This is a genomic window from Myxococcus xanthus (assembly GCF_006402735.1).
Lineage (GTDB): Bacteria > Myxococcota > Myxococcia > Myxococcales > Myxococcaceae > Myxococcus > Myxococcus xanthus_A.
The window spans coordinates 3,736,786-3,754,741 of record NZ_CP017174.1 but is presented as its reverse complement, the minus strand read 5'-3'; the positions used below and the strand labels follow the sequence as shown (position 1 = coordinate 3,754,741).

At 68.5% G+C, this 17,956-nt stretch carries 14 protein-coding genes; 6 read left to right on the top strand and 8 right to left on the bottom strand.

The features are described from left to right. The first annotated feature begins 46 nt into the window (after positions 1–46). Both BHS09_RS15925 and BHS09_RS15920 read left to right on the top strand, forming a co-directional pair. Positions 47–964: an ABC transporter permease gene (locus BHS09_RS15925; RefSeq protein WP_140790989.1), complete on the top strand. Its 918-nt coding sequence runs from the start codon at positions 47–49 to the stop codon at positions 962–964. Then, on the top strand, positions 961–1,869 hold the full coding sequence (locus tag BHS09_RS15920) for an ABC transporter ATP-binding protein (RefSeq protein WP_140790987.1): 909 nt from the start codon (positions 961–963) through the stop codon (positions 1,867–1,869). The genes BHS09_RS15925 and BHS09_RS15920 overlap by 4 nt, the downstream gene beginning before the upstream one ends. 30 nt (positions 1,870–1,899) lie before the next feature. On the opposite strand, the gene BHS09_RS15915 is transcribed toward BHS09_RS15920, so the two are convergent. Continuing rightward, positions 1,900–2,130, bottom strand: coding sequence for a sulfurtransferase TusA family protein (locus tag BHS09_RS15915; RefSeq protein ID WP_140790985.1), 231 nt, complete (start codon positions 2,128–2,130; stop codon positions 1,900–1,902). A 196-nt stretch (positions 2,131–2,326) separates the two neighbouring features. On the opposite strand from BHS09_RS15915, the gene BHS09_RS15910 reads away from it, so the two are divergent. Further along, positions 2,327–4,306, top strand: coding sequence for a DsbA family protein (locus BHS09_RS15910; protein ID WP_140790983.1), 1,980 nt, complete (start codon positions 2,327–2,329; stop codon positions 4,304–4,306). A gap of 86 nt (positions 4,307–4,392) precedes the next feature. On the opposite strand, the gene BHS09_RS15905 is transcribed toward BHS09_RS15910, so the two are convergent. Continuing rightward, complete coding sequence (locus BHS09_RS15905; protein ID WP_171410346.1) at positions 4,393–4,788, bottom strand: RidA family protein; 396 nt, start codon at positions 4,786–4,788, stop codon at positions 4,393–4,395. A gap of 70 nt (positions 4,789–4,858) precedes the next feature. Next, entirely contained in the window at positions 4,859–7,081 is a 2,223-nt protein-coding gene (locus BHS09_RS15900; RefSeq protein ID WP_140790979.1) for a RelA/SpoT family protein, read from the bottom strand. Positions 7,082–7,226: 145 nt separating this feature from the next. Here BHS09_RS15900 and BHS09_RS15895 point away from each other — a divergent pair, with 145 nt between their 5' ends. Beyond that, complete coding sequence (locus tag BHS09_RS15895) at positions 7,227–8,342, top strand: FHA domain-containing protein (protein WP_237080378.1); 1,116 nt, start codon at positions 7,227–7,229, stop codon at positions 8,340–8,342. A 103-nt stretch (positions 8,343–8,445) separates the two neighbouring features. On the opposite strand, the gene BHS09_RS15890 is transcribed toward BHS09_RS15895, so the two are convergent. Then, on the bottom strand, positions 8,446–10,161 hold the full coding sequence (locus BHS09_RS15890) for a serine/threonine-protein kinase (RefSeq protein WP_140790976.1): 1,716 nt from the start codon (positions 10,159–10,161) through the stop codon (positions 8,446–8,448). A gap of 120 nt (positions 10,162–10,281) precedes the next feature. Here BHS09_RS15890 and BHS09_RS15885 point away from each other — a divergent pair, with 120 nt between their 5' ends. Then, entirely contained in the window at positions 10,282–11,049 is a 768-nt protein-coding gene (locus BHS09_RS15885; protein WP_140790974.1) for an FHA domain-containing protein, read from the top strand. Between the two features lie 53 nt (positions 11,050–11,102). Here the strand turns inward: BHS09_RS15885 and BHS09_RS15880 are convergent, their stop codons facing one another. Next, positions 11,103–11,465 carry a TraR/DksA family transcriptional regulator gene (locus tag BHS09_RS15880; protein WP_140790973.1) on the bottom strand — a complete coding sequence of 121 codons (363 nt, stop codon included), beginning with the start codon at positions 11,463–11,465 and terminating at the stop codon, positions 11,103–11,105. A 126-nt stretch (positions 11,466–11,591) separates the two neighbouring features. Between BHS09_RS15880 and BHS09_RS15875 the strand changes: the two genes are divergently transcribed. Continuing rightward, a complete protein-coding gene (locus BHS09_RS15875; RefSeq protein ID WP_140790971.1) occupies positions 11,592–12,473 on the top strand; it encodes a DNA integrity scanning protein DisA nucleotide-binding domain protein in 882 nt (293 codons plus the stop codon). A gap of 8 nt (positions 12,474–12,481) precedes the next feature. Here BHS09_RS15875 and BHS09_RS15870 read toward each other — a convergent pair whose 3' ends face one another. Genes BHS09_RS15870 through BHS09_RS15860 form a run of 3 tightly spaced genes read right to left on the bottom strand, consistent with a single transcriptional unit; the run spans position 12,482 to position 17,919 of the window. Further along, entirely contained in the window at positions 12,482–13,039 is a 558-nt protein-coding gene (locus BHS09_RS15870; protein ID WP_140798284.1) for a PspA/IM30 family protein, read from the bottom strand. Positions 13,040–13,055: 16 nt separating this feature from the next. Further along, a complete protein-coding gene (locus BHS09_RS15865; protein ID WP_140798283.1) occupies positions 13,056–15,338 on the bottom strand; it encodes a vWA domain-containing protein in 2,283 nt (760 codons plus the stop codon). 49 nt (positions 15,339–15,387) lie between these two features. Further along, positions 15,388–17,919: an AAA family ATPase gene (locus BHS09_RS15860; protein WP_140798282.1), complete on the bottom strand. Its 2,532-nt coding sequence runs from the start codon at positions 17,917–17,919 to the stop codon at positions 15,388–15,390. Positions 17,920–17,956 lie beyond the last annotated feature (37 nt).

Sequence of the window (17,956 nt, the reverse complement as noted above, 5' to 3'; positions counted from 1 at the left end):
CCTGGTCGCTTCCACCACTCGGTGAAATCAGAAACTTGGCGGAGGGGTGTGCATCTCCGCTAGGTTCGCCCACACTTTGGACGGATTGAAAGAAACGGTGGTCATCTGGAGCGCCGAGCTCCGCCGGGCCGTGCGCAGTGGCCGGACGGTGGTGCTGCTCGGCCTCTACAGCATGTTCTCCGCGTTGGTGCTGCTGGTGGTCGGCTGGCTCGCGGGCGAAGTCCGCAGCGCCGTCGCCAAGCAGTTGGAAGGCGCGGGCGCGGATTCGAGCGCCTCCGTGCAGATCAACGAGGAGATGCGCAAGGGCGTGCTGGGATTCCTCACCAGCAACGACTCCGCGATGATCGAGGCCCTGGCGCAGGTGCCGCTGGAGGTGTTGATCGTCTTCAAGATCACCCTCTTCTTCCTGCCCGCCTACATCGCGCTGATGGGCTTCGATCAGATCAGCGGTGAAGTGGGCCCACGCTCCATGCGCTACCTCACGGTGCGCGCGCGGCGCTCGTCGGTGCTGCTGGGCAAGTTCCTGACGCAGGCGACGCTGCTGCTCGGCCTGGTGCTCATCATCGACCTGGCCATCTTCGTCTACGCCCGCGTGGCCAACCCGGACTTCAGCTTCGCCGCCGTGGCGCTCAACCTGCTGAAGTTCTGGCTGGCGGCCATCGTCTTCTCGCTGGCCTACGTGGCCCTCACGACGCTGTGCTCCAGCATGTTCCGCTCGCCAGCGGTGAGCCTGGTCTTCAACTTCATCCTGCTGTTCGTCTTCTGGCTGATGGACACCATCGGCCGGGCCTCGGGTGACACGGGCAACCTGCGCTTCCTGCGCTACCTGTCCCCGTCGTACTACGCCAGTGACTTGCTGCATCCGGGCCTGGCGCAGTTCGGCGCGAGCGGAGCCGCCTACGCGGTCTTCGCGTTCGTCTTCCTGATGGCGGCCTACGGCATCCTGCGCGCGAGGGACCTGTGAGCGACGTGGCCATTGAACTGTTCGGCGTCTCCAAGCGCTTCGGCCCCAAGGTCGCCGTCAACGGCGTCAGCTTCTCCGTGCCCAAGGGCGCGGTGTACGGGCTCATCGGCCCCAACGGCGCCGGCAAGACGACCACCTTCTCCATGATGTGCGGCTACCTCTACCCGTCCGAGGGCTCGCTCAAGGTCATGGACGTGGACCCCACCACCCCGGGCGCCCTCAAGGGCCGCCTGGGCGCGCTGCCGCAGGACGCGGTGCTGCCGCCCGGATGGGAAGTGGGCGCGCTGCTGACGTACTGGGCGCGGCTGTCCGCCCTGGCCGAGCCGGAGCGTGAGGCGCGCGAGGCCCTGGACAAGGTGGGCCTCATGGAGGCCTGGAACGTCCAGACGCAGGCGCTCAGCCACGGCATGGCCAAGCGCGCCGCCATGGCCCAGGCCCTCATGGGCAGCCCGCCGCTGGTGCTGCTGGACGAGCCCACCGCCGGGCTGGATCCACGCATCGCCGCCCAGGTGCGTCAGGTCATCCGCGACATGAAGGGCCGCCAGACGGTGGTGGTCTCCAGCCACAACCTCCAGGAGCTGGAGGAGTTGTGTGATGCGGCCGCCATCCTCGACAAGGGCACGCTCGCCCAGGCGGGGAGCATGAATGAGCTCACCGGCCAGGGCGCCGAGTTCCGCGTCCAGATCGCCCGTGGCAGCGTCATCATCCCGGAGCTCACCATGATGCCCCATGTCACGGACGCGCGCATGGAGAGCGACACCGTGCTGCGCGTGCGCTTCAGTGGCGGCATCGCGCCAGAAGAGGTCATCAGCCAGGTGGTGCGTCACCTGCTGCAGCACGACGTGCTCATCCTGGGCGTCAGCCGCGGCCAGCGCCTGGAAGACCGCGTCCTGCAGATGCTCTGAAGCAAGGCGTGGGCTGTGGCGGCAGGCGGCTCACCCCGCCTTGCGCACCCAGCCCACGTAGAGGGTCTCCCGGCGCTCCATGCGGACCAGTGGATTCCCCGTAGCCTCGCACCATGCGGGAAGGTCCGCCTCCAACCCGCGATCCGTGGAGACGAGCTCCACGAGCGTCCCTGGCGCCAGGGCTCTCATGGCCTTGGCGAGTTCCAGGATGGGCATGGGACACAAGGCCCCCCGAGTGTCGATGCGCACGGCGGCGTCCATGATCGAGACTCTGACGGAATTTTTCCGAAGTCTCCCAAGTTTTGGGGCCCCTGAGGGGGCGCGGCTCCCTGGAAGGCCAGAGCGGCTTGCTTGCGCGTCTGGAATTCCCTCTGTTAAGACCGCCGCCCTCTGCCCTCGTTGAAAACCCGCTCGGGCCCACAATGCCGGCCCCATGGCGAAGGAGCAAGACCCACTCATGAAGCCCAATGTCATCGTGGCCCTGCTGGTCGGCCTGGTGCTCGGGTTCGTTGGCGGCCGCGTCACCACCGGCCCGTCCACGAAGTCCGAAGTCGCCAAGGCCGCACCGAACTCTCCTGCCGCCGCCCCGGCGCCCGGTGGACGCCGACCGGTGGATCCCACCGTGTTCAAGGTGCCCATCGAGAACTCGCCGACCCACGGTAGCGCCGACGCGCTCATCACCGTGGTCGAGTTCTCCGACTACGAGTGCCCCTTCTGCAGCCGGGCGAACGTCACCATCGAGAAGATCCAGGAGCAGTACGGCAAGAAGCTCCGCGTGGTGATGAAGCAGAACCCCCTCTCCTTCCACCCGCGCGCCAAGCCCGCGGCCATCGCCGCGATGGCGGCCGGCGAGCAGGGCAAGTACTGGGAGTACCACGCCAAGCTCTTCGCCAATCAGAAGAAGCTGGATGACGCGTCCCTGGAGCAGTACGCCAAGGAGCTGGGCCTGAACCTGGACAAGTGGAAGGCCGAGCTGGGCAACCCCAAGTTCCAGGACATCATCACCCGCGACCAGGCCCTGGCCACCCAGCTGGGCGCCAGCGGCACCCCGGCCTTCTTCATCAACGGCCGCTTCCTGTCGGGCGCGCAGCCCATCGCCAACTTCCAGGCCCTCATCGACGAGGAGCTGGTCAAGGCGGAGAACCTGGTGAAGGGCGGCGTGCCCGCCTCGCAGGTGTACGCGAAGATCATCGAGAAGGGCTCCGAGCGCGCCGCGCCCAAGGCGCAGCAGCAGCAGCAGCAGCCCGCCGCCACGGTCCGCAAGGTGGAGGTCCCCTCGGACTCGCCCTCCTTCGGCCCGGCCACCGCCAAGGTGACCATCGTCGAGTGGTCTGACTTCGAGTGCCCCTTCTGCAGCCGCGTGGGCCCCACCCTGTCGAAGATCAAGGACGGCTACGCCAAGGACGTGCGCGTGGTGTTCCGTCACCAGCCGCTGCCCTTCCACCCGAACGCGAAGGTGGCCGCCGAGGCCTCGCACGCCGCGCACGAGCAGGGCAAGTTCTGGGAGTACCACGACAAGCTCTTCGCCAATCAGAAGGCCCTGGATCGCGCCTCGCTGGAGAAGTACGCGCAGGAGCTGGGTCTGAACGTCGCCAAGTTCAAGGCCGCCCTGGATTCGGGCAAGTTCAAGGCGAAGGTCGAGGCCGACATGGCCGCCGGCAGCGCCCTGGGCGCCAACGGCACCCCGACGTTCTTCATCAACGGCCGTGAGTTCGTCGGCGCGCAGCCCTTCGAGGCCTTCAAGCGCGTCATCGACGAGGAGATTGGCAAGGCGGACAAGCTGCTCGCCGCCGGCACCAAGCCCGAGGAGCTCTACGCCAAGCTGAACGCGGAGAACGTCGCCAACGCCCCGACGGCGGCCGCCGCGGCCCCTGGCGCCCCCGCCGAGCCCCCGGTCCAGAAGGTGGACGTGGGCAACGCCCCGGTGAAGGGCGCCAGCAACGCGCCGGTCACCATCGTCGCCTTCTCCGACTTCGAGTGCCCCTTCTGCAGCCGCGTGGTGCCCACGCTGAAGCAGTTGGAGGACCAGTACGGCGGGAAGATCAAGGTCGCCTTCAAGAACCAGCCGCTGCCCTTCCACGCCAACGCCAAGCCGGCCGCCGCCGCCGCGCTGGCCGCGCACGAGCAGGGCAAGTTCTGGGAGTACCACGACAAGCTCTTCGCCAATCAGCGCGCGCTGGACCGCGCCTCGCTGGAGAAGTACGCGCAGGAGCTGGGCCTGAACATGGACAAGTTCAAGGCCGCGCTGGACCAGGGCAAGTTCAACGCGCAGATCGAGGCCGACATGGCGCAGGCGTCCAGCGTGGGCGCCAACGGCACCCCGACGTTCTTCATCAATGGCCGCACGCTCGTGGGCGCCCAGCCCGTCGACGCGTTCAAGCGCGTCATCGACGAGGAGCTGAAGAAGACCGGCGGCGCGGTGGCCGACTCGAAGTAGTTCCCGCTGGGGCCCTGGTGCCCTGACGCGACAAAGGCCGTCGGACTCCTCTGAGTCCGGCGGCCTTCGTCTTTCCAGCCCTTGCTTCAGGAGACGGCGATGGCGTCAATCTCCACCTTGGAGCCACGCGGCAGCGCGGACACCTGCACGGTGGCGCGGGCCGGCGGCGCGCCGGTGAAGTAGCGGCCGTAGACTTCGTTCACCCGGGCGAAGTCGCCCAAATCGATGAGGAAGATGGTGCAGCGTACGACGTGGGAGAAGTCCAGCCCGCTGGCGGCGAGCACGGCCTTCAGATTCTCCATCACCCGCTCCGCCTGCGCGACGACGTCGCCCTGCACCATCTCCATGGTGGCGGGGTCGAGGGGAATCTGACCGGAGAGGAAGGTCATCTTCCCGGCGTCCACCTGCACCGCCTGGGAATACGGGCCAATGGCCTTGGGGGCCTGGTCGGAATGGATTGCCTTGCGAGCCATGCGGCGCACCTCGGGGTGAGAGCGGCCCGAATCGGGCCGCCGGGGTTTCCGGGCGCTCTACCACGAAAGACGAAGGCGGTTAGATGCGCTCGACCGAGTAGACGCCCTGAAGCCGCTCGATGGTTCGCATCAGGTCGGTGAGCTGCTTGAGGTCGGAGATGATGACCTCGAAAGTGTTCACCGCCCGGTCATCTCCGGTGGCCCGGCAGTTGGCCTGGGAGATGTTGACGCCCTTCTTGGAGAAGGTGTTGGTGATGTCCGCCAGCAGGCCCGGCCGGTCCGCGGTGAGGATGCGCAAGGTGACGGGGCGCTTGAAGTCGCCCCGGACGTCCCACGACACGTCCACGCGCCGCTCGGGATCCGTTGCCAGCGCCTTTTCACAGCCGACCGTGTGAACCGTGACGCCCCGTCCCCGGGTGATGAAGCCAGCGATGGGATCTCCGGGGACGGGGTTGCAACACCGCCCGAAGCGCACGAGGACATCGTCCACGCCGCCAATCTGCACGCCGCTGCGGTTGCTGCGGCCCACCAGCCGCTTCGCCAGGTCGGTGACGCGGGACAGGCCCGGCAGCACCGAGTTGCCCGTTCCACCGGAGGACGCCGAGACGGCGGTGTTGGCGTCCCCGCGAGTCCCCGCCTCCGCGGCGTTGAGCTTCTCCTGAGGGACGAGCCGGTGCGACAGCTGCTGCGGCGTCACCTTGCCGTAGCCAATGGCCACCAGCATGTCGTCTTCCACGCGGAAGCCCAGGTCCACGGCGGCCTTCTTCATCTCGCCGGACTTGAGCAACCGGTTGAAGTTGAGCTGGAAGCGCTTGAGCTCGCGGTCCGCCAGCTCGCGTCCCAGTTGCAGGCTCTTCTCCCGCTGCTGCTGCTTGATGAAGCCGCGGATGCGCTGCTGCGCCCGGCTCGTCTTGACGAAGGTGAGCCAGTCCTTGGACGGGTGCTGCTGGGGGCTGGTGAGCACCTCCACCGTGTCCCCGTTCTTCATCTTGTAGCGGAGCGGGACGATCTTCCCGTTCACCTTGGCGCCCACGCACCGGTTGCCCACGTCCGAATGGATGGCGTAGGCGAAGTCCACCGGCGTGGCGCCGCGAGGCAGCGAGCGCACGTCGCCCTTGGGCGTGAAGACGAAGACCTCGTCGGTGAAGAGGTCCACCTTTACCGTCTCCAGGAACTCCTTCGGGTCCTTCAGGTCCTGCTGCCACTCCATCAGCTGCCGCAGCCAGGCGAACTTCTCGTCATCCTTGGAGATGACGGCCTTGCCCTCCTTGTACTTCCAGTGCGCGGCGATACCTTCCTCGGCGATCTTGTGCATCTCCGAGGTGCGGATCTGCACCTCCACGCGCTCGCTGAGCGGACCGATGATGGTCGTATGCAGCGACTGGTACATGTTGGGCTTCGGAATCGCGATGAAGTCCTTGAAGCGCCCCGGCACCGGCTTCCACATCTCGTGCACCAGACCGAGCGCCTCGTAACAGGAGGGCGCGGTGGGCGCGATGATGCGAAAGGCGATGATGTCGTGGATCTGATCGAAGTCGATGCCCTGTGACTTGATCTTCTTGTAGATGCTGTAGACGTGCTTGAAGCGGCCGCTCACCTCGCCCTTCAGCCCGCGCTCGGCCAGCTTGGAGCGGATGAGGTCGCACGTGTCCTCGATGTACTTCTCCCGCTCCTTCTTGCGCTTGTTCAGCTTCTCCTGGAGCGCGAAGAACTCCTGCGGTTTGACGTAGCGGAAGCTCAGGTCCTCCAGCTCCGTCTTGATCCAGGAGATACCGAGCCGGTTGGCCAGCGGCGCGTAGATGTCCAGCGTCTCCTGCGCGATGCGGGCCTGCTTCTCCTCCGACATGTGATCCAACGTCCGCATGTTGTGCGTGCGGTCCGCCAGCTTCACCAGGATGACGCGGATGTCCTGCGCCATCGCGATGATCATCTTCCGGAAGTTCTCCGCCTGCTTCTCCTCCTGCGACAGGCTGGCGGATGCGGAGAACTTGGACAGCTTGGTGACGCCGTCCACCAGATTGGCCACTTCCGAACCGAAGAGCTCGGTCAGCTCCTCCGCGGTGGCCAGCGTGTCCTCAATGGTGTCGTGAAGGAGTCCGGTGACGATGGACGCCTCGTCCAGCTTGAGCTCGCCCAGGATGCCGGCGACCTCGAGCGGGTGGACGAGGTAGGGCTCGCCTGACTTCCGAAGTTGACCCTGATGGACCTTGGCCGAATAGACGTAGGCCTTCTTGATGATGTCCAGGTCGGGGTCGGGGTGGTACTGGGAAACCCGTTGGAGGATGTCGTTCAGGCGAATCATCGAATGAGGAGCAATCGTAACTTTGCACCAACGGAGGGGCAACGTTGCCCCACACCTGGACGTCACCTCCCTCTGGGACACCCCAGTTGGTGCGTTCGCTTTCGTTGACCCGGTGTTTTACGGCCCCGTAGATTCGCCTCCGCTCATGTCACAGCTCCTGCTGTCCTCCCTCGCCGTGGTCTGCCCGAACTGTGACGGGTACAACTCACCTCGCGCGGCTGCATGTGTGCTCTGCGGCCAGGCGCTCGGCGAACCCGCCGCCACGAAGCCGCCCCTGGCCGTCGCCCGGCCGGGTACGCCGACCGGCAGCCGGCCGGTCGCGGTGTCCAATTTCCCCGGCGGCAAGGTGGCGGAGCCGGTGGTTCCGCCCGCTCCCAGCGCCATTCCGCCGGGCCTGCGCCCCTCTGCCCGGACGCCGCCCCCCACCGCCGCGGGCCTGACAGTGGAACGGCCGCCGCAGCAGCGCACCCCCACGGCGCCCCCGGGCATCATGGCCCGCACGGGCGGCGCGTCAGGCCCGGCCACCACCCGTCCGCCCCCGCCGGTTCCGGACAGCGCGATGCCCGGCCGGGCCGGCGCGGCCACCACGGCGCCCCGCCCTGCCCCTCCGGCCGCCTCCCGGTTCGGGCTCGCGGTCATCGCGGGCTCCGCCCGGGGTCAGCGCTACAAGCTGCCTGTCACCGGGTGCGTCGTGGGCCGCCAGCGCGGCGCCATCCTCTTCGCGGACGACGCCTTCGTGTCGCCCCTACACGCCACCTTCCTGGTGAAGGATGGCGCGCTGTACGTGCGGGACGAGTCCAGCGCCTCGGGCGTCTTCGTCACTGTTGGGGGCACGGAAGCCCTCACCCCGCGCACCCTCTTCAGCGCGGGCCAGCGGCTGTTCCGTTTCACGGGCCGACTGGAGCCCCAGCCCCCCGTGACGGGACGACCCGTCATCTATGGCGCCCCGGTGCCACTGGGGCAGGCCGTCTATGGTGTGGAGGAGATGCTCGTCGGTGGCCGGGCGGGACGCGCGGTGATGACGGCGGCGCCGCTGCTCACCATCGGACTGGCCCACTGTGACTTGAGCTTCCCCGGCGACGAGGGCCTCGCGGGCCGCCACTGCGAGCTGTCCCCCACGCCCACCGGTGCCCTGCTGAGGGACTTGTCCGGAGGCCTGGGCACCTATGTGCGCCTCGCGAGCGGCGTCGAGCGTCCGCTGCGTCCGGGAGACCGCGTCCGCCTGGGACAGCACGTGCTTCAGGTGGAGACGCTGGGCTGACGCGGGGCAGGCTGTGCCGTGGGGCATACGCCCCGGTGCCCTGAAGCCATGAAGCTTCGTGCCCCAGGGCGGCAGGCCGACACCGCCCCTCGGGGCTCACCCGTCAGGGCGACGTGGGCTGCGCCAAGGTGCCGCTCAGGCGCTGCTCAATGAGGGCACGCGCCTTGGAGGAGGGCTGCTCGCGCAGGTGACGATTCCACCAGCCCCGGGCCTCTTCCTTGTCCGGGTTCTGCCGGTGCCAGTAGACCTCGCCCAGCTTCAGGGCCAGCTCCGGGTCACCACTGCGGCTGAAGGCCTCGCGGTACTTCGTCGCCGCAAGCCCCACGTCCGCGCGCTGCAGTGCCTTGTCACCCTCTCGCGCCAGCTCCAGCGCGCGCTCGACGTTGCGCGCGCCCGAGACAATGGCCCGGTCGTAGAGCGGCACGTCGGGGCTCGCGCCCACGGCGGAGTTGTTGGCCCCCGCTGGCACCGGCGCATTCGTGGGCAGCGCGTAGGGCAGGTCCTGCACGCCTCCGCTGCCAGCGCCCGTGAAGAAGTAGTAGGCGAAGAAGCCCAGCGCGGCGACCACCAGCAGGATGGTCAGCGACTTGAAGAAGAACGCCACCCCGCTGCTGCCGCCGGCACCCGGCTGCGTGTGGACCAGCGAGTCCGTATGCTCACGCGTGGCGGCCATCGCGTCGGCGTTCGCGGGCAACGGCTCGAGCACACCCGGCAGGGCGCGCACCGTGGCCTCCATGGTCACTTCGTTGCCCCACCCGGTCAGCGTGGAATCCCGGACATCACTCTGCGGACCGGCGGCGGACTTGCGCGGCAACGGCGCCAGCACCGCCGACGAGTTGGCCGCGCGCCGCGGCGCCGAGTCCATCCGGCGGCGTTCCTTGTCCACGGCCTGCAGCTCGGCCTTGAATGCCTCGGCGCTGGCGGGCCGGTCCGCCGGGTTCTTGGACAGCGCCCGGAGGATGAGCCGCTCCATGGCCGGAGAGATTCGCGCATCCGGCCGGCGGCGCGTGGGCGGCGGCGGCTCCTCGGTCAGGTGCTTGGTGGCGAAGCCCACCGCCGAGTCCGACTCGAAGGGCAGCAAGCCCGTCATCAACTGGTAGAGGATGACGCCCACCGCGTACAGGTCCGAGCGGTGGTCGAGCTGCGAGCCCCGCGCCTGCTCGGGCGACATGTATTCGGGGGTGCCGCACACGAAGCCCGCGCGGGTGAGCGCCGGACCGTCGTCCGTGGAGTCGGTGATCTTCGCGATGCCGAAGTCCAACACCTTGACGAAGTCGGGCTCGTTGCGCCGCGGCTCCACCATGATGTTCTCGGGCTTGAGGTCGCGGTGGATGACGCCGGCGCCGTGCGCGTCCGACAACGCGCTCAGCACCTGGCTGACGATGCGCACCACGCGCCCCTCGTTCAGGGGCCACTCGCGGCTGAGAATCTGGTGCAGGTCCTGCCCCGCCACGTACTCCATGGCGATGAACAAGGCCCCGTCCTCGGCCTGGCCGAAGTCGAGCACGCTGATGGAGTTGGGGTGGTTGAGGCGGCTGGCGGCCTTGGCCTCGCGCTGGAAGCGCGCCACGGTGCGCTCGTCCGACAGGAGCGTGTGCCGAAGCACCTTCAGCACCACCACCTTGTCCAGGGAGAGCTGCCGGGCGCGGAACACCTTGCCCATGCCGCCCTCGCCAATGAGGGCTTCGACCCGGTACTTGTAGGCAATCGTCTTGCCGACGTACTCGTCCGCATCGGGCGTACGCACGAGGGTCGCGCCACAGGCGGGACAGAAACGGGAAGATTCTTGGGCGTCAGCGCCGCAGGAGGGGCAGTGCAAGGAAACGATCCCCAAAGGGGTGGGACACCGACTTCATCACGCCGCTCGGGTGGGGGGCAAGCCGCGTGCAACGCAAGTCGAGCAACCGGCCCCCGGCCCTGGTAAAACCCCTAGCCCTCCATGGACGCGATGGAATACTGCCCCCGCTGTGACACCGAAAACCCTCGGGACGCCTCCGTCTGCCGGGCGTGCGGCTCGCCGCTGCGCTCCGGAACAATGGTGATGGCCGTCGCCAGCGTCGCTTCGCGCCCGCAGGTCTCCATCCGCGTGGTGCGCGCCGATGGCGGCCCCGAGTCCGTCGTCCGCATGCAGCGCGACACCCTCACCTGCGGCCAGCAGGCGGACATCTCGCTCACGGACGACCCCTTCATCATGCCGCTCCAGGTCCGGTTCTTCTTCTCCGGCATCCGGCTGGCCGTGGAGGACGTAGGCGGCGCCAACGGCGTCTTCGTCCGCCTGCGCCAGGAGCGAGAGCTGTCCCCTGGCGGCGAGCTGCGACTGGGACGCCAGCGGCTGGTGCTGGAGCCCATTCCCACCGCGGCCACCGGACCGGGCGGAACCCAGGTCTGGGGTTCACCGGATCCCGGCTACCGGCTGCGGCTGGTGCAACTGCTGGAGGGAGGCCTGCGAGGCGGCGCCTTCCCCCTGCGCGAAGGCGACAATCTCCTGGGCCGCGAGCAAGGCGACCTCACCTTCCCCACGGACGGCTTCGTGTCCGGGCGGCACGCCGTGCTGCAGGTGCGGCAGGACCGGCTGCAGGTCCGGGACGTGGGCTCGTCCAACGGCACCTTCATCCGCCTGTCGGGCCCCACCTTCGTGGACAACGGGGACCACTTCCTCATTGGCCGTCAGCTGCTGCGCGTGGAAATCCAAGCGCCCACGGCCTGAAATGCCAAGGGCCGCACGGGGTATCCCCCGCGCGGCCCTCACTGCCTCGGCGCTTAGCCGTAGGACTTCTCCTTCTTCTCCTGCTCTTCCTTGCAGCGGATGCAAAGGGTCGTCACCGGGCGCGCATCCAGGCGCTTGGGCGAGATGTCCTCTTCGCACCGCTCGCAGATACCGAAGGTGCCGTCCTCGATGCGGACCAGCGCCTTTTCGATCTTCTGCAACAGGAACTTCTCCCGGTCCCGCAAACGGAAGACCATTGACTGCGCATACTCGGAAGACGCCAGGTCGATCTCATCGGGAAGGTCGTCCGTGTCGAAACTGGACTCCTCCACCAGGGTCTTCTTGGCGCTCTCGAGCAGGCTCGCCTTGCTGTCCTCGAGCATCTTCTTGTAACGCTTGAGATCTTTCTGGTTCACAGCCTTCGCTCCAGTTCAGCGAGGTTTTGGGGCCCTGCACCCCAAAAAAAGGGCCCGAAAGCTTTATTCATGCGGTTTCCAGTGTCAAGCTGACCTGGGTATGACCGAGGGTGAAGGGAGGGACGTTTGACCGAGAACACGAAGTTTGATCGGGAGTTCCTGCGCTCGGCTCTCTCGTTGGCCGGCAAGAACGAAGTCGATCACTTCCTCTATATCTGCGACACGCCCATTCCCGCTGAAGAGTTTCGCGGCCGGCCTGCTCGCAAGAAGCTCGTCTACGCCGTCACGATGCCCAAGCTGGCGGAGGAGCACCTCGCCAAGAAGGTCCGCGCGCTCGTCATCCCCGCGTACGACTACTCCCGCACCGAGCGTGTGAAAGTGGCGCTCGTGTCCGCGCTGTCCCAGGGAGCCTTCAAGGAAGGTGACCTGGTCCTGTGCATGACGGGCAAGGTGGGCCGCGCGCCGGACACGCTGATGCAGATGCGCATCGGCGGCTCGCTCGATGACCGCGTCGCCATTGAAGGCGTGAAGCTGGGCGACGAGTTCAACTCCCAGGTGGTGGACGCCCTCATCCAGCTGGCGCTGCAGATTGGCCAGGAAGGCTTCGAGGGCCACCCCATTGGCACCATCATCACCATTGGCGCCCACAACACCGTGCTGGAGAAGAGCCGGCAGATGACCATCAACCCGTTCCAGGGCCTCTCCGAGGCGGAACGGAACGTGCTCGACCCGAAGATTCGCGAGGCCATCAAGAACTTCTCCGTGCTCGACGGTGCCTTCGTCATCCGCGAGGACGGTGTCGTCCTGGCCGCGGGGCGCTACCTGTCCGCGGCGGATGAGGCCGTGAAGATTCCGCTCGGGTTGGGCGCGCGGCACGCGGCCGCCGCTGGCATGACGTCCACCACGGGCTGCATCGCCCTGGTCGTGAGCCAGACGTCCGGCGCGGTGCGGCTCTTCAAGGGTGGCAACATCGTCCTGGAGCTGCACCAGACGGCGCGCCGGACCTGAAGCCGCGCTCATTCCTCCTGCGACTTCTCCTCGCGGTAGATGTCCGCCAGCGCGTGCGCTCGCTCGATTTCATCCCGAGCCGCGTCCACCACCAGCGCCTGGTCGAAACGGGCCACGCGCTCGCGCAGGGCCTCGGTGACGAGCCCTCCCACGGTGAGCCGCGCGGACGCGCTCTCCCGCTCGCGGCGCAGCTCCACCACGCGGTCGCCCAGCTCGCTCGCGGCCTCCAGCAACAACCGCCCGTCCGACTCAGCCCGCTCCAGCGAATCACGCGTGCTGGCCAGGAGGTCCTCCGCCTGCGCCTGGTCCTTCTCCAGCACGCGTACCGCCCGGGCGTCACCGCGCTCCTTCGCGGTGGCCCGCCGCGAGGTGAGCTCCAGCAACCGGCGCGCATAGCGCTCCTCCGCGCGCACCAGGTCCGCCTTGAGCGCCAGCAGCGTGGCCGCGGACTTGCGGACCTCGGCGGCCTGGCGCTCCAGGTTCTCGATGAGCTGGTCGAAAGCAGCCAGCGGGTCCGCCAAGCGTGACGGCTCCTTCTTTCGTCTCCTCAGCAGGCCGAAGAACATGGGCGTGGGGCGCAGCCTACCCGAAGGGCCGGCACAACAGCCGCACGCGCTGCAACGCCTCCTCCGTGGCCTGCCCACCCACGGACAGCGCGGACAGGTAGCGCGCCGGGGTCAATCCGTACACACCCAGCAGGTGTTGAAGCAGCAGCAGGCTCTCCGCCGCGCGGCGGTCCGCGGGGGCCAGCGAGGCCGCCTCCACGAGCGCGCCCAGGATGTCCGCCACGCGGTGCGCGATGTCAGCACCGGGCGGCTCGGCCCCGGGGGGCAGCGCGGGCTTCTCCGGGAAGAGCGCATCGAACGAAGCGTCCACCGCCACGGTCTGCGGAGCAGCCCGACCGGTGGCGACAGCCTCCAGCGCCTCCAGGTGCGGCGTGAGCTGTTCCAGCGCGTCACCGGACGCCGGCACGTCACGCGGCAGCAACGTGCGCCAGGGCGTGTCGAACTCCGTGCGCGCCCACAGAATCTCCTCGTCGGAGAGGTGGTGGTAGAAGGCGCGGCCTCCGGCGGCTCGTTGCTCACGGACGAGGAAGCGGAGGTCCAGGTTTTCCTCGCCCAGGGACACGAAGCTCAACGCGATGTCCAGCGCGTCCATGGGCGCGCGCGTGCGGCGGATGAGCTCCAGGTCCACGCGGTCCTCGCCGTCGGTGATGAGCACCACGGTGGCCCGAGCGAGGTAAGGGTCCCTCCCCTGCGCGGCGCGGATGGAGTCGAACGCGGACATCAGCGCGAGCGTGATGTCCGTCTGCCCCTCCGCGGGTGAATCGCGGAAGAGCTTCTCCAGCTGCCGGGTGGCCTCCATCGCGGAGTCCACGCGCGCCAGCTCGGTGGGCACGTCGTTGAAGAAGCTGAAGTACAGCGGGTCGAAGTGCTCGCCTCGGCGGGCCTTGACGCGCAGGTTGTTGAGCTCCGCGATGACTATGGCATCCCGGAAGCGGGCGCGCGCGCCGTGCATGGAGCCCGACGCGTCGCAGACGTAGACCCGCACCGCGGTGCGCTTCACCTTCCGGGGGCGCGGAGGCGGCTCATCGTCCAGGTACGCGCGCACCAACTGGTGACTGGCAGCCAGGTCGCTCAGCAGCATCCGCGGGTCCGTCAGAACGAAGTTGTTCACCTCGTGGAGGCTGCCCGTCGTCTCGTAGGTCATCGTCTGCGTCGGGTATGGGACGCGCCGAGGCACCGCCCGCGCGGTGCGCGTATCCGCCAGGACGATTTCCTCCGACAGCGAGTCCTCCACGTCGAAGTAGCGGGCACAGCCCGCCGCCAGCTCGAACGTGGAGAGCTGCTCGGGCTTCAGTGAGAAGGCCAGGTCCGTCAGCAGCTCATCGGCCTTCGGTGGGCCCGGGACTTCGTCAGGCGCGGTGGGCGTCTCGCCGAACCAGTGCGACAGGCCATCGAGCTCCGCGCGCTCCATCAGCGACGACAGCTGAGGAGGTGCCGGCAACAGCGGCGTCAGCGCCGCACGGGCCACGTCCGCCAGCGCCGCGTCCCCCGCCTCCAAGGCCCGCTCGTAAAGCCCCTTCAGCGAACGGTAGGCCACCTGGGGCTCGCGCCGAGCCGTGTGGCGCACGTGCCGCAGCAGCTCATCCATGGAACGCACGGCCGGAACGGCCCGCACCCGCTCGCGGGCTTCGGCTACCTGACGCCGCAGCACCATGCCTCGCTCGCGGTCGTGGTCCGCGCCCAGGCGGATAAGCAGCTCGTGCGCCAGGTCCAGGTCCCGTCGCTTCTGCATGACGTCGGCGGCGTTGGCCCGGGCTCGCTCCGCGAAGAACTCCGCCACGGCCAGGCGAGCACTGGCGGGCGCATGACGCGAGGTGCGCCCGTCGGTGCGCCCGTAGATTTCCAGAGCAATGTCGTCATCCTCCGGCTCCAACGAGGGAGGACGTGCGAAGAGGTCCGCCACCTTCACCACCCGCGCCAGCTGGATGAAGCCCTTCTCCAGCACCGCGACCGCGCCGGGGAGCGGCTCACCCGTGCGCCAGGCCCGCTCCACGAGCACCAGGCACTGCTCCACCTCTTCGAGCGCTTGATGGGCCCTGTCGAGCAGCCCCTGCGCCAGTGTCCCCGCCCTGCCCTTCCGCAGGCCCAGCTCCTTGAGGAGCCGTGCGTCCGCCGACGTGTGCACGCCCACCCGGTCCAGGTCCCGGTCCAGCGAGGCCAGCATTGGCAGCGCGACATCCTCGGGCCCGCGAGCACGGCGCCCCAGCAGCGTCCACGCCCGCCAACCGCCGCGAGCGGGCGCGGGCTGGTGGAGCGCATCCAGCCGCTGCCGGAGGTCCGCGAGGCGCCGGGCAAACACGCTCAGCGTCCCCTCTCCGCTTCAACCTGTCGTCCGAGGAAGAGCCGGTTCATGGCGAGGACCGCCGAGCCAGCACCTGCCGGCTGAAGCGCCCGAAGTCCTCGTCGATGCCGCGCAGCTGTCCCTCCAGCTTTCGAGCCCCCTCCCCCAGGTCACCAGGCATGGTGCCCAGTAGCGCGAGGACACCCCGTAGCCGAAGCAACTCGCCTTCCTTCAACGCGAGCATCGGGAAGCGGCTGCGCACCAGCCGGTCCACGGTGCGCTCGGCATCCGCGCGCTCCGTCATGGATTCGGGCGGTGGAAGCGACGTGAGCAGCTGGGTCAGCCAGCTCCGCAGGTATTTGACGCGCGTCTGGACGAACCCGAGCTCCGCCTGGGCCACCGCCGAACGTACGGCCTCCGACAGGAAGCCGGGCGCGGCGCCACCGTGGTTCGCGGCCAGCTGCCCATCCAACCCCAGCAGCGCGGCCAGCTCTCCATCAGGCGCCTTCGCCGCGAAGTCGCCCCGGTAGAAGACGTAGGCATCCCCATTGAGGACCGACGTGGACGCGGGCGGCGGGCTGGGCACCTCGCGCGTGAGGACATGGGCATGCTCACGCAGCCGGGACTCGATAATCTCCCGGCACTCGGCGAACACCGCGTCGATGGACACACCCTCGCGCCGGAGGTTCTCCGCCACCGACTGTACCGCGCGCCCGTACTGCTCGATGCGTTCGAAGGGCGTGGAGGACAGCACCTCCCGGGCGTAGGCAATGCCCAGCGGGAGCAGCAGCTCCTGCTTGAGGCCCTGTTGCGTGGGGTCCAGGACGGCCAGGGCGTTCTCCAGCTGCGTCAGGCGGCGCGAATCTCCCGCCAGCGCTTCAAGCGGCTCCCGACGTCCCCGGGCCAGGTTGCCCTGGAACGAGAACACCGCGCGCCGGCGCAGTGCGGACACGACCCGGCTCCGGACCTCAGCATCGGCCGTGCGCAGGCGCTCCAATGTGGCGGGGGCGCCCTCTGACAACTGCCCCGCCAGCTCCGCCGTCAGGGAAAGCTCCTCCTCCAGGTTGTCCGCCAGCCCGACCAGGCCCTCCAGCTTGAGCCCGTCCTCGAAGTCCACGCTCTCCGCGGACAGGGCAATCATCTCCTGGGCCCCTTCCAGGAAGCGGGCCGTGGCGTCGCACAACGCCCCGTAGACCGGCCGCAGCTCGGGGACGCCGCGACAGAGCGTCAGCACGTCGCCGAACGACGTCAGCAGCGCGATGCCGCCCCGCCCCTCACCGTGCCCCGCCATGCCGCGCGCCAGCCGCTGCTCCTGCGCCGCCACCAGGGCCCGCGCCGCCGCCACCAACGGCATCCGGTTCTGCACATGGCGAGGCCCGGGCACCAGCTTGGCCAACAAGGCCCGCGCGGTGGTGGAGACGACGCCGGGCTGCCAGTTACGGCTCACGGACTCGACGGAACTCACCTCTTCGGAGGACCCGAGCGCTTGCGCCTCGCGCTCCACGCCGCCCCCCAGCTCCTGCCGTACCTTGGCCAGCGCTTCGTCGAAGGCGCGCTGCTCCAGGCGGACGATTTCGAGCTGCGCCCGCTCCCGAGGGTCCACCACGGACTTGAGCAGCGCCTCCGTCTCCCCCGCTGGCGGACCGCCCAGGAGGAAGAACCAGCGCAGCGAATCCAGGTCCTCGACAGTGGCCTCCAACGCCCGCTCAGGGCGCCGGTATATCTGGTCCCTCACCACCGCGGCCTTCAGCGCCCACAGCGCCTTCACCACTGAGCGCTGAGAGAAGTACTTCGTCGGCACGTAGTCCGGCAGCTTCGCCACCTGGGCCGCCAGCGCGCGCTCCAGCGCATCCGCCAGCAGCTCCACGCCCTCCATGACGTGGCTGGGCACCACCACCTTCGTCACTGCGTCCTGCAGCAGGTCCACCTGCTGCAACGACAGCTGCGCGCGCAAATCCGGCCGAGCGCCATGGGAGAAGCGTTGCAGCATGGCCGCCCGGCTCTCCCGGCGAGCGAACGACTTGGGCACAAAGCAGATGAAGCTCAGCCGGTCCGCGAAGGCCAGGAGCAGTTCCGGCGAGCGCGCCAGTACCTCGGAGAGATACCGGTTGCTCGTCATGACGACGCACTCGATGCGCCCCGTCGTCACCCGGCGTCCGTGCTTCAGCTCCCGCTCGTGCAGCACGTTGAGGATGGAGCGCAGCAGCATGTCCCGGCCGTCGAAGACCTCGTCCAGGAAGGCGTGCTCGGAGCCCAGCATGCCTTCGTCGGTGAGGTACTCGGTGCGTCCCGTCTCCGTGAGCACCTTGAAGTCCACCGGGCCAATGAGGTCCGTCTGCACGGTGGACTCGGCCAGCTGCTTGGAGAAGAGCGACGGCAAGCCCGTGCGCTCGTCGATGATGCGCCCCAGGACAGCGCTGGCGATGGCGCTCTTGGCCGTTCCGGGGGGCCCCACCACCAGGACGTGCTCGCGCCCCAGGAGCGCCAGCTCCAGCTGCGTGAAGAGCGTCTCTCGCTCCAGGTAGGCGTCCCGGAGCTCGGTGAAGAAGTGCCGGAAGGCGCGCGCGGCCTGGAGGTATGTGGACGGTGGAGATTGCACGGACGAACCCGAGGTGGCGGGGAAACGCCATGCTATC